The 11,547-nt window shown below is 74.0% G+C and carries 8 protein-coding genes and 1 riboswitch; of the genes, 4 read left to right on the top strand and 4 right to left on the bottom strand.

The annotated features are described in order from the left end of the window. The first annotated feature begins 238 nt into the window (after positions 1-238). Positions 239-329, top strand: a riboswitch (glycine riboswitch). A gap of 159 nt (positions 330-488) precedes the next feature. The 3 genes from gcvP (at position 489) to ACTUAL_RS23465 (ending at position 4,361) form a co-directional block, all read left to right on the top strand. Further along, positions 489-3,377 carry an aminomethyl-transferring glycine dehydrogenase gene (gene gcvP / locus ACTUAL_RS23455; RefSeq protein ID WP_440901758.1) on the top strand — a complete coding sequence of 963 codons (2,889 nt, stop codon included), beginning with the start codon at positions 489-491 and terminating at the stop codon, positions 3,375-3,377. A 109-nt stretch (positions 3,378-3,486) separates the two neighbouring features. Further along, entirely contained in the window at positions 3,487-4,002 is a 516-nt protein-coding gene (locus ACTUAL_RS23460) for a MarR family transcriptional regulator (RefSeq protein ID WP_096496210.1), read from the top strand. Then, positions 3,999-4,361 (top strand): nuclear transport factor 2 family protein, encoded by a 363-nt coding sequence (locus tag ACTUAL_RS23465; RefSeq protein WP_440901759.1) that lies wholly within the window; start codon positions 3,999-4,001, stop codon positions 4,359-4,361. Before ACTUAL_RS23460 ends, ACTUAL_RS23465 begins: the two co-directional genes overlap by 4 nt. Here the strand turns inward: ACTUAL_RS23465 and ACTUAL_RS23470 are convergent. Beyond that, positions 4,358-5,563 carry an MFS transporter gene (locus ACTUAL_RS23470; RefSeq protein WP_440901760.1) on the bottom strand — a complete coding sequence of 402 codons (1,206 nt, stop codon included), beginning with the start codon at positions 5,561-5,563 and terminating at the stop codon, positions 4,358-4,360. The two genes, ACTUAL_RS23465 and ACTUAL_RS23470, sit on opposite strands and share 4 nt — an antisense overlap. A gap of 57 nt (positions 5,564-5,620) precedes the next feature. On the opposite strand from ACTUAL_RS23470, the gene ACTUAL_RS23475 reads away from it, so the two are divergent. Further along, a complete protein-coding gene (locus tag ACTUAL_RS23475) occupies positions 5,621-6,520 on the top strand; it encodes a helix-turn-helix domain-containing protein (protein ID WP_440901761.1) in 900 nt (299 codons plus the stop codon). A gap of 3 nt (positions 6,521-6,523) precedes the next feature. Here ACTUAL_RS23475 and ACTUAL_RS23480 read toward each other — a convergent pair whose 3' ends face one another. The 3 genes from ACTUAL_RS23480 to ACTUAL_RS23490 form a co-directional block, all read right to left on the bottom strand. Continuing rightward, entirely contained in the window at positions 6,524-8,302 is a 1,779-nt protein-coding gene (locus tag ACTUAL_RS23480) for a serine/threonine protein kinase (protein ID WP_440901762.1), read from the bottom strand. A 145-nt stretch (positions 8,303-8,447) separates the two neighbouring features. Next, on the bottom strand, positions 8,448-10,238 hold the full coding sequence (locus ACTUAL_RS23485; protein WP_440901763.1) for a substrate-binding domain-containing protein: 1,791 nt from the start codon (positions 10,236-10,238) through the stop codon (positions 8,448-8,450). A 174-nt stretch (positions 10,239-10,412) separates the two neighbouring features. Continuing rightward, a complete protein-coding gene (locus ACTUAL_RS23490; protein ID WP_096498017.1) occupies positions 10,413-11,312 on the bottom strand; it encodes a 3-methyladenine DNA glycosylase in 900 nt (299 codons plus the stop codon). Positions 11,313-11,547: the final 235 nt, after the last annotated feature.

Consider the following 11,547-nt stretch of genomic DNA (forward strand, 5'->3'; position numbering starts at 1 on the left):
CCGCTGCCCGCTGCCCGCTGTCCGCCACCGGGCGCGCGCCGACCGCCGCCGCCGACCGCCGCCGCTCCCTGCCGCTGCCGACCGCCGCCGCTGCTCGATGATCACCCGGTCGCCGCCGCCCGGAGAGCCCCTCCACCCCGCCCGCTCGACCACTCGGCGGAACCAGCTGCCCTGAGATCCACGTCGCGAGAGTGTGAACGGGCACCCCCCGGCCGGGTAAGCTCCTCCGGTAGTCGTTTCACCCCGCGCGGGAGAGTCCGAGCCCAGCTCGGCGCCGAAGGAGCAAATCCTCCCCGGAACCTCTCAGGCCCCAGGACCGCGCGGGCGAGACACCTCTGGAAAGCGGGTCGAGCCGACCCCGCCGACGGTGCAAACCCGGTCCCGACCGGGTGAAGCTCTCAGGCCGCCCGCTCGCGGGCCGGAGACAGAGGGGGAGGGCGCTCCAGGACACAGGTGTGCCCACAGCCCGCTGCACCGGAAGGCCCCAGATGACGCAGGACCGCATCCCGCTCGCCGCCCTCGAGCACGGGACCCCGTTCGCCGACCGCCACGTCGGCCCCCGCCCCGCCGAGCTGGCCAGGATGCTCGACGTCATCGGCGTCGGGTCCCTGGAGGAGCTGGCGCAGCGCGCGGTGCCCGAGTCGATCCGCGAGGGCGACCTGGCGCTGGACCTGCCCGAGCCCGCCACCGAGACCGAGGCCCTCGCCGAGCTGCGCGCGCTCGCCGCCCGCAACCGGCCGATGACCCAGATGATCGGCCTCGGCTACCACGGCACGTTCACCCCGGCCGTGATCCGCCGCAACGTGCTGGAGAACCCGGCCTGGTACACGGCGTACACCCCGTACCAGCCGGAGATCTCGCAGGGCCGCCTGGAGGCGCTGCTCAACTTCCAGACCGTCGTCGGCGACCTGACCGGCGTCCCCGTGGCCAACGCCTCGATGCTGGACGAGCCCACCGCCGCCGCCGAGGCCATGACCCTCGTGCGCCGCGCGGGCCGCTCCAAGTCCACCAGGTTCGTGGTCGACGCCGACACCCTCCCGCAGACCCTCGCGGTCATCGAGACCAGGGCCGAGCCGCTCGGCATCGAGATCGTCGTGGCCGACCTGTCCCAGGGCCTGGAGGGCCTGGGCCTCGGCGGCGACTTCTTCGGCGTGCTGCTGTCCTACCCCGGCGCCTCCGGCGTGGTCCGCGACCACGAGGGCCTCATCGCCGAGATCCACAAGGCGGGCGCCCAGGCCGTCGTCGCCGCCGACCTGCTCGCCCTCACCCTGCTGCGCCCGCCCGGCGAGATCGGCGCGGACGTCGTCGTCGGCCCCACCCAGCGGTTCGGCGTGCCCATGGGCTTCGGCGGCCCCCACGCCGGCTACATGGCGGTCCGCTCCGGCCTGGAGCGCCAGCTGCCCGGCCGCCTGGTCGGCGTGTCCGTCGACGCCGACGGCAACCCCGCGTACCGCCTGGCGCTCCAGACCCGCGAGCAGCACATCCGCCGCGAGAAGGCCACCAGCAACATCTGCACCGCGCAGGTCCTGCTGGCCGTCATGGCGTCGATGTACGCCGTCTACCATGGCCCCGACGGCCTGCGCGCCATCGCGACCCGCGCCCACCGCATGGCCACCGTGCTCGCCGCGGGCCTGTGCGAGGGCGGCGTGGACGTCGTGCACGGCGAGTTCTTCGACACCGTCCGCGCCTCCGCGCCGGGCCGCGCCGACGAGGTCGTCGCCGCCGCGCGCGAGCTGGGCGTGAACCTGTGGCGGGTCGACGCGGACACCGTGTCGATCGCCTGCGACGAGACCACCACCCGCGCGCACCTCGCGCTGGTGTGGCGGGCGTTCGGCGTGGCCGTCGCCGACGTGGACGCCCTCGACTCCGACACCGCCGACGGCATCCCCGCCGACCTGCGCCGCACCACCGACTACCTGACCCACCCGGTGTTCCACAGCCACCGCTCGGAGACCGCGCTGCTGCGCTACCTGCGGTCCCTGTCGGACAAGGACGTGGCGCTCGACCGCAGCATGATCCCGCTCGGCTCGTGCACCATGAAGCTCAACGCGACCGCCGAGATGGAGCCGGTCACCTGGCCGGAGTTCGCCGACCTGCACCCGTTCGCGCCCGCCTCCGACGCCGAGGGCCTGCTCTCGCTCATCGGCGACCTGGAGGGCTGGCTGGCCGAGGTCACCGGGTACGACGCGGTGTCGCTCCAGCCGAACGCGGGCAGCCAGGGCGAGTTCGCGGGCCTGCTCGCGATCCGGGCGTACCACCGGGCCAACGGCGACCTCGAGCGCGACGTGTGCCTGATCCCGTCGTCCGCGCACGGCACCAACGCCGCGTCCGCCGTGATGGCCGGGATGCGGGTGGTCGTCGTCAAGTGCGACGAGCGCGGCAACGTGGACCTGGGCGACCTCAAGGACAAGGTCCTGGAGCACGCCGAGCACCTGGCCGCGATCATGATCACTTACCCGTCGACGCACGGGGTGTACGAGGACACCGTGCGCGAGGTCTGCGGCCTGGTGCACGACGCGGGCGGCCAGGTGTACGTGGACGGGGCGAACCTGAACGCGCTCATCGGGCTGGCCCGGTACGGCAAGTTCGGGTCGGACGTGTCGCACCTGAACCTGCACAAGACGTTCTGCATCCCGCACGGCGGCGGTGGCCCCGGCGTCGGCCCGATCGGCGTCCGCTCGCACCTGGCCCCGTACCTGCCGAACCACCCGCTCCAGCCGGGCGCGGGCCCGGAGACCGGCGTCGGCCCGATCTCGGGCGCGCCGTGGGGCTCGGCGTCGATCCTGCCGATCTCGTGGGCGTACGTGCGCATGATGGGCGCGGACGGCCTGCGGCGGGCCACGATGACGGCGGTCGCGGCGGCGAACTACGTCGCGCGGCGCCTGGACGAGCACTACCCGGTCCTCTACACCGGCGAGGGCGGGTTCGTGGCCCACGAGTGCATCCTCGACCTGCGCCCGCTGACCAAGGCGACCGGCGTGACCGTGGACGACGTGGCCAAGCGCCTCGCGGACTACGGCCTGCACGCCCCCACGATGTCGTTCCCGGTCGCGGGCACGCTCATGGTCGAGCCGACCGAGAGCGAGGACCTGGCCGAGATCGACCGCTTCGTGGACGCGATGATCGCGATCCGCCGCGAGATCGACAAGGTCGGCGCGGGCGAGTGGCCCGCCGACGACAACCCGCTCCGCAACGCCCCGCACACCGCGGCGTCGGTGACGGGGGAGTGGGCGCACCCGTACGGCCGCGACGTGGCGGTGTTCCCGGCGGGGACGTCGGCCCCGAAGATCTGGCCGCCGGTCCGCAGGATCGACGGCGCGAAGGGCGACCGCAACCTGGTCTGCTCCTGCCCGCCGATCTCCGCGTTCGGCGGCTGATCAGCGCCTGGGCGACATCGAGGGGGTCGACGCTTCCAGGGCGTCGGCCCCCTTCGTCGTGCCTGAGCGTGACAGGATAGTGAAGTACGTACTGAAGTAGTGCCTCACTATGAATGAAGTACTTGATGGTGGTGGTGCGAGGGAGGCGCTGGCCCGCTTCGCGCTGGACGGGGACACGGCGTTCCTGGAAGCGGCGTCGGCGGTGCGCGCGGCGGCGCGCTCACTGGACAAGCTGCGCACGAGCGGCAGTGGCGACCGGGGCCTGAGCCCAGGGGCGATGGACGTGCTGATCCTGCTGAGCGCCGCCGAGACGGGCATGAGCGTGAAGGATCTGGCCGGGGCGACGAACGCCAGCTCCCGCAACGTGACCGGACTGGTGGACACCCTGGAGGGCGCGGGCCTGGCGGAGCGCACCGCGTCCCCGGTGGACCGCAGGGTGGTGCTGGTCCGGGTGACGGAGGCCGGCCTGGCCTGGCTGGAGGCCTTCCGGCGGCCGACGCAGCTGGCGATGGCGGCGCTGTTCCGGGGGTTCACCGGGGACGAGGTCGAGGCGCTGCGGTTGCTGTGCCTGCGCCTGGCGGAGAACCAGCGCGCGCTGGCCGAGCGGATCGGCGGTCGCGGATGAGCGCCGAGACCACCCGTGCCGCGGTGCGCGCCTACCACCGCGCCAGATTCGCGGGCGACGTGCCCGCCGCCGCTGCCCGGCTGGCCGAGGGCTTCACCTTCAGCAGCCCGCTGATGACCTCCGACGCGGAGGGGCACCTGGCGGGGTTGGCGGGGTTCCTGGGCGTCGTCGCGGGCGTGGACGTGATCAGCGAGCTGCACGGCGAGGACGAGGCCACCCTGGTCTACGACGTGCGCACCACCCTGCCGTTCGGCGTCCAGCGCACGGCCGAGCACTTCCGGCTGGCCGACGGCCGCATCACGTCGATCACCCTGATCTTCGACGCGACCCCGTGGCACGCGGTGATGGCAGCCCGCTAGATCGCCACCGCCCGAGCCGCCGCCGCGTCCTCCGCCTCCCGGAACGCCTTAGGCGACAGCGCGAACCACGCCACCGCCAGCGCCCCCACCTGCACCACCGCCGCCATCCAGTACACCGACCGCAACCCCGCCTGCGCCGCCAGCAGCCCGCCCGCCAGCGCGCCCAGCGGGTTCAACCCCCACGCCAGCGCCCGGTGCCCCGTCAGCACCCGCCCGAGCAGCCTGCTCGGCGTGAACCGCTGCCGCGACGACTGCGAGCACACGTTCCAGATCAGCACCAGCGCCGTGTTCAGGAACATCACCACCCCCACGAACGCGGGCGACCTCGGGGCCAGCGCCAGCGCCACCGCGCTCAGCACCATCGCCAGCTGCGCCACCCGCATCGACCACGAGTAGCCGAGCCGCCGCACGATCGCGTCCACGAAGAACGACATCGCCACCCACCCGGCCGACGTGCAGGCCAGCAGCACGCCGTAGCCGAACTCGTCGACCCCGACCTCCTGCATCGCGTACAGCACGAAGATCCCGAACTCGGCCGACGACGCGAACGACCCCAGCGCCACCGCCACGCTGATCGCCAGCAGCAACCTCGTCCCCACCAGGTACTTCAGCCCTTCGGCGATGTCCCGCACCGGGTTCTGCCCGCTCGGCGTCGCGGGGGCCGACGCCGTGCCGCGCATCATCGCCAGCGCCAGCAGCGCGCACACCAGCGCGCCCCACGCCGCGTACCCGGTGCCGACCCCGACCGCGAACCCCGCCAGCGGCGGCACCACGAACCGCACCACGCCCTGCTCGATCACCATCAGCCGCGCGTTCGCCGACGCCAACCGGTCCGGCCCCACCACCTCGGGCACCAGCGCGCCGGACGCGCCGTCGCCGAGCACCTGCGCCGAGGTGACCACGAACGCCACGGCGAGCAGCAGCGGCAACCCGCCCCGCTCCCCGATCGCGGCCAGCGCGAGCGCCGACACCGCCAGCACCGCGAACGACCAGCCGAGCACCGCCGTGCGCCGCGCCCGGTCGATCAGCACGCCCGCGAACAGCGAGAACAGCAGCCACGGGAGCTGCCCGACCACGTTCACCAGCGACACCGCCGCCGGATCGGTCGTGATCGACACGGCCAGCAGCGGCAGCAGGGTCAGCAGCAGGCCCTGCCCCGCCGCGCCCGAGATCGCTACCGCCTGCAATCGTCCCCACGTCATGCGGCCACCTTCGCACCACGTGTTGGTGACCCCGACCTTTTAGTGTGGACTCAACCCATGCGCCTGCGCTTCGCCGTATCACCGATCTGGGAGACCGTCGCCGGACTGCGCCTGCTGGCCCGCGCGCACGCCCCGCACCCGCACGCCGAGTGGCTCAGCTGGGCCGCAGGCAAGCTCGCCGTGCTGCCCGGCGACCGCTCGGCGCTGTCCGCGCTGGTGGCCAGAGCGGACATACCGGAGTTCCTGATACCCACACCCGGCAACCGCATGGCGGGCTTCGACGCCGAGCTGGAGGCCCTGACCTGGACCACCACCCCCGAGCGGGTGACGGGGGCGCTGGGCGCGCAGGCCGGGCTGCTGGCCGCCCCGGACGCGGTGCCCCGGCTCCAGGAGCGGCTGCGGGCGGTGCACGACGCGGTGATCCGGCCGGTGTGGGCTCAGGTGGAAGGCGTGCTGCAGGGCGACCTGGAGCGCAGGGGCCAGCGCCTGCTCGACGCGGGGCCGCCCGCGGTGCTGGGGGAGCTGCACCCGGACGTGACGTTCGAGTCGCTGAGACTGGTGGTCTCCGGCCGTGCGATCACTCCCGGTGAGCGCGACCTGGTGCTGCTGCCTTCCGCGTTCGTGTGGCCGGGCACGCACCTGCGCGACAGCCCGCTGCGGCTGGGCCTGCACTACCCGGCGCGCGGGTTCGGCTCGGTGTGGCAGCGCTCCTGCCGGGTCACCGGCGACGGCCTCGACCGGCTGCTCGGCGGCACGCGGGCGGCGCTGCTGCGGGCGCTGGAGCGGCCGGTGAGCGTGAGCGAGCTGGCGGGGGCGCTCGGCGTGACGGCGGGGGCGGTGTCGCAGCACCTCGGGGTGCTGCGGGCGGCCGGGCTGGCGGTGAGCAGGCGGGAGGGGCGCGAGGTGGTGTCGCTGCGCACGGCGCTGGGCGTGGCGCTGCTCAGGGGCGAGGTGTAGCGGTCACACCACGTGGGCGCAGAGGTGACCGCCGCGGAAGTCCCAGGTCAGCGAGCCGCGCGGGCACGGGAGGTGGGTGGTGGCGTCGACCTGGAGGATGTGGTCGAACTCGCTGGGGACCGTGGTCTCGTCGCACCCCCAGGTCGTCATCATCCCCTTGTTGTTGATGCTCACGGCGCCCCCGCCGCCGTCCACGCCGAGGAAGCACTCGCCCACCCGGATCTGCCGCTCCAGGCAGAGGGTGGTGCTCGCGCGCGTGCCGGTGCTGGTCCAGGAGGACGCCCCGAGCTCGGAGGGGCAGTCGAGCGGGCTCCCCCGCACCGCGACCACGCGCGTGTAGGCGTCCGTGCGGTCGCAGGGGACGATCGACGGGGACGGTTCGCTCCACCGCCCGTACTCGCGCGGGTCCCCGTGGGCCGACAGGCAGTGACCCGGTCTGACCTGCTCGAACGCCAGGTCCACCGGGTCGGGGGGTGGGGTGGTGGTGCGCAGCGCGGGCGGGGCGGGCTCGAGCAGGGGGAACCGGGTCGGCGCGACCAGGGGCGTGGCGGCGAGCGTGGGCGTTCCCCGCAGCTCGCTCGTCATCCAGTCGACCACCTCGGGCAGCTTCCCGTTGACGGCTAGCAGGGCGAGGAGGCTGCCCAGGAGGCCCAGGACGAGCACGGCGGCGGGCGGGTCGTCGGTCGGCTTCGGCGGGTTGACGACCGGCCTCGGGGTGACGACCGGCCTCGGGGTGATGCCGGGCCGGGGAGCCGCCGCCTTGGGCTTGGCGGGTTTCGCCTTGCCCGCCTTGGGCTTGTCGGGCTTGGCCTTGCCCGGCCTGGGCTTGTCGGGCTTGGCCTTGCCCGGTTTCGCCGCGCCCGCCCGCGGGCTGCCCGGCTTGGGCCTGGTGGCGCCCGCCTCTGGCTCGGCCTTGCCCCGACCGGGGTCGGCGGCCTCCACCAGGGTCCTGGCCCACGTCACCCGTCTGGTGATCAACCGCGTCACCGGTTCGGGCAGCACCAGCGGGGCGCCCCCGGCCAACCGCGAGTACCGCTCCAGGAAGTCCGCCACGCCCGGCCGGTCGTCCGGGTCCTTCTCCAGACCGGCGGCGATCAGCGGCAGCAGCGACCCCGGCACCCCGCCCAGGTCCGGTTCCCCGTTGACCACCCGGTAGCCCAGCGCCTCGGCGGCGCCCTCGCCGAACGGCCGCCTTCCGGTGGCGGCGAAGACCAGCAGGGCCGCCAGGCAGAACACGTCGCACGCGGGCCCCGCCTCCCGGCCCAGGTACTGCTCGGGGGCGATGAACCCCGGCGTGCCGAGCAGGGTGGCGCGCGTGGTCGCGGAGGAGCCGTCCAGCGCGCGGGCGACGCCGAAGTCGATGATGCGGGGGCCGCTGCGGGAGAGCAGCACGTTCCCCGGTTTCAGGTCCCGGTGCACGACGTGCTCGTGGATCGCGGCCAACCCCTCGGCCAACCCGGCCCCGAGCGCCGCGACCGCTCCCTCGGACAGCGGTCCGTGCTCCTCGACGGCCCGCTGCAGGGTCGGCCCCGCGATGTGCTCGGTCGCCAGCCACGGCCGGTCCGCGCCGGTGTCGGCGTCCAGCACCTGCGCGGTGTGCACGCCGCCGACCCGCCGCGCCGCCGCCACCTCGACCTCGAACCGCCTGCGGAACCGGGCGTCCGCGGCCAGCTCGGCGTGCACCACCTTGACCGCCACCGCGCGGCCACCGGGCGTGGCGGCCAGGTAGACCCGGCCCATCCCGCCCGCCCCGAGCCGCGCGCGCAACCGGTAACGCCCCACGTGATCGGGGTCCCCCGGAAGAAGGAGGCCAACATCGGCATCGGTCACCCTGAGCACCCCCGCGCCCGCAGTGAGACCAGAAGCGATCAGCGTCCCACGACAGGGGGGCCGGGGAGAACGCACAAGTGCGGTCCCGCGCGGCCCGTCAGCGCCCGGCCAGGACCTGCCCGAGCGCCGCGTCCACGCCGCTCCCGTCCTCCACCACCGACACCGTCCCGCCGCCGAACGCCTTCGTGATGTCCTGGAACAGCCCCGGCCCGTCCGCGCCGCTCCCCAGCGCGACCACGCTGATCCCGACGTCCTTGCCGGAGACCTTCAGCCCCTCCAGGCGCGCCTTCGCGTCGGCGGGCGACAGGTCCCCGTCGGCCCCGCCGTCCGTGATCACCACGATCCGGTTGCGCTTGCCGTCCCGGTGGTCCGCCAGCACGTCCTCGTAGGCCGCGACCAGCGCCGTGAACGGCCGGTCGTCGCCGCGCGGCGCGAGCCGCCCCACCGCGTCCAGCAGCGACTGCCGCCGCGCCCCCACCGACCCGGTCGGCACCAGCTCCCGGTACGCCCGGTCCCCGTCGGCCCCGGTCGCGAACTCCCACAGCCCGAGCGACCCGGACACCGCCCGGTTCACCTGCCCGGTCAGCGCCTCCCGCACCCACTCCAGCCGGGTGCGCCCGTCGCCGCCGTCCTCGCCCATCGTCTTCGAGGTGTCCACCAGCACGGTCACGACCTGCCCGTTGTCGGCGGTCGCCCACGCGCCCGTCACCTGCTGCGTCGCCGCCGCGTCGGCGGGCTCGAGCCGCTCGGCGACCTCGGCCCACGCGATGCCGGGCGCCGGGCTCGGCCGCTCGGTCACGCCCTCCACCCGCAGTCCCGCCGCCGCCAGCGTCGCCCGCTGCTCGGGGGCCTTCAGGAAGGTCCGGAACGCCTGCGCGGCCCGCGCCTGCGCCTCGTTCACCCACTCACCCGACAGCGCGGTGAACGGGAAGTCCGCCACCGGCGTCACGCCCTGCGCGACCACTCCCACCAGCGGCGTCGCCGGGGCGGGCCGGTTGTCCTCCGCGCCAGTGTTGTGCCGGTAGAGGTCGACCTCCAGCGCGGGCACCGCGCTGAACCCGACCGAGCCGACCGCCGGGTTCGCCGCGAGCACCGCCATGGCCTGCCACGTGCTGGTCGTCGTCTGCTCCGGCCGGGCCGCGACCAGCTTCGCCATCGCCTGCTTCACCGGCTCCTGCGCCAGCAGGTCCGCCGTCACCGGCCCGGTCGGGTCGGCTCCCGCGCCCGCGAGCGCCGCCTCCAGCGCCATGGCCGTGCCGGGGTTGACCGCCGGGTCGGGCAGGGCGACCTTGAACGCCCCCCACCCGGCCTCGCCGAACCGGTCCCAGCCGGTCGCCGACGAGGTCATCGCGGTCAGGTCGGTCCACCGGAACCCCGGCCCGGCCTGCACCGCGTCGGCCGCCTGCTGCGGCATGGCCAGCACCACCGGGCTGGTCGCGATCGACTCGGGCGGGGACCCGATCATGGACTGGCGCTGCGCGGCCAGCCGGTTCGCCCACACCGCCGAGTCGGTGACCCACGCGTGCGGCCGGGAGCCGAGCTTCTCCTCGTCCCAGGTGTTCGTCAGGCCCTCCAGGACCACCTCGGAGTCGCTGGCGAGGACCTCGACGCCGATGCAGTGGTCGTACACCACGGGCCGCTGCGCGCTCCACGCCTGCGCGACCTGCCGCACGGCGTCCGCCACGCTCGGGGTCGCGGCGACCTTCAGCGTCGCGGGCCCCTCGTTGCAGTCCCCGGCCTGCACGGCCGCGCGCTGGTCGACCACGTCGCCGATCCACTGCCAGCCGAACCAGCCGAGCACCAGCAGCGCCACGACGCCGATGATGGTGATGGGCCACCCGGCGATGCCGCGCCGCACCTTGGTCCGCAGCGTGCGGTGTCGAGACATCGTCCCTCCGGTGGTCGGAACCGCCCCCTGTCACGCCAGGGCGGGTCACGCTAACAGGTGAAAGTTGGCCTCAGGGTGAAGTCACGCCTGCGCTGATCCCCCGGCACGTCCCTTGGCGCGGACCGCTCACCGGCACGCGGCGGGCTCCGGTGGCCGGGACGCGCACGGGGTCCGTCATCCCAGAGCGGGCAGCTCACCCAGCAGCCCCGAGGTCAACCCGATCAAGGCGGCCCGCAACGGCTCGGCCTCCTCGGCGAAGGCGCTCTGTCGCCTAGCGTAGTCGGCCCGCCCCTCGGGCGTTTCGATCCGCACGGGGGAGTGACCGAACGCGCTCACGTCGTAGGGGCTGGCCCGCATGTCCAGCTCGCGCACGCGGGCAGCCAGCTCGAAGCAGTCGAGGACCAGCTCGGACGGCGTGGCGGGGTCGAGCTTGTAGGCCCACTTGAACAGGTCCATCGAGGTGTGCAGGCAGCCCGGCTGCTCCAGCTCCACCCGGCTGTCCAGGGTGGGGGTGAGGGCGTTGCGGGGCCTGGCCTCGGGGGTGAAGAAGCGGAACGCGTCGTAGTGCCCGCACTGCACCCGCTGCGACTCCACCACCGCGTCGGTGCCCTCGGCGCCCAGTCGCAGCGGCAGCGCGCTGTGCCTGACCTGGTCCTGGGGGAGCCGGTACACCATCGCCCACTCGTGCAAGCCGAAGCAGCTCAATCGCGGTGCGCGCGACGCGGTGGCGGTGAGCAACCGATGGGTGAACCCGATAGTGGTAACCCGCTCCGCGAGGAACTTCTCACGATCCAGCGACACCCCGTCCGGGGTCTCCCGGTAAAACGGCCACCGCAGGTAATCGCGGGCGAGGTCCCCTTCGAGGACCACGCCGGGGCCGGGGTGCCAGCGCTCCATGCGGCTCGGCCGGTAGCTGTAGTAGCTGAACAGGAAGTCCATGATCGGGTGCTTGACCCCGGCCGCCCTGCGCTCCAGGTGGGGCCCGGTCCACCCGCGCACCCGCTCGACGTGGGCGTCGCGGCGAGCGGTCCACTCCTGCTGGGACAACGCGGTCGGAGCGGTGACGATCCCCATGACGAACACGGTACTTCGTCCGACGGGATCTTCCTTACCCGACCGGGGGAGCGCTCACAAGCCTCAAAACCCGAGTGAACGGTCCGTTCGCCTCCTGAGACCTGGCGAACGGTCCGTTCGCCTCTCATGGGGCTGGTGAACGGTCCGTTCATCCCATCGGAACCCGGTGATCGGACCGCTCGTCTCCTCCTGGGGCTGGTGAACGGACCATTCGCCTGTCTGGGACCTGATGAAC

This window comes from Actinosynnema sp. (genome assembly GCF_052038725.1).

What these genes read in the sequence shown, in the direction of transcription:
- gcvP (WP_440901758.1), top strand. Translation starts at nt 489, where the DNA reads ATGACGCAGGACCGCATCCCGCTCGCCGCCCTCGAGCACGGGACCCCG.
- ACTUAL_RS23460 (WP_096496210.1), top strand. Translation starts at nt 3,487, where the DNA reads ATGAATGAAGTACTTGATGGTGGTGGTGCGAGGGAGGCGCTGGCCCGC.
- ACTUAL_RS23465 (WP_440901759.1), top strand. Translation starts at nt 3,999, where the DNA reads ATGAGCGCCGAGACCACCCGTGCCGCGGTGCGCGCCTACCACCGCGCC.
- ACTUAL_RS23470 (WP_440901760.1), bottom strand. Translation starts at nt 5,563, where the DNA reads ATGACGTGGGGACGATTGCAGGCGGTAGCGATCTCGGGCGCGGCGGGG.
- ACTUAL_RS23475 (WP_440901761.1), top strand. Translation starts at nt 5,621, where the DNA reads ATGCGCCTGCGCTTCGCCGTATCACCGATCTGGGAGACCGTCGCCGGA.
- ACTUAL_RS23485 (WP_440901763.1), bottom strand. Translation starts at nt 10,238, where the DNA reads ATGTCTCGACACCGCACGCTGCGGACCAAGGTGCGGCGCGGCATCGCC.
- ACTUAL_RS23490 (WP_096498017.1), bottom strand. Translation starts at nt 11,312, where the DNA reads ATGGGGATCGTCACCGCTCCGACCGCGTTGTCCCAGCAGGAGTGGACC.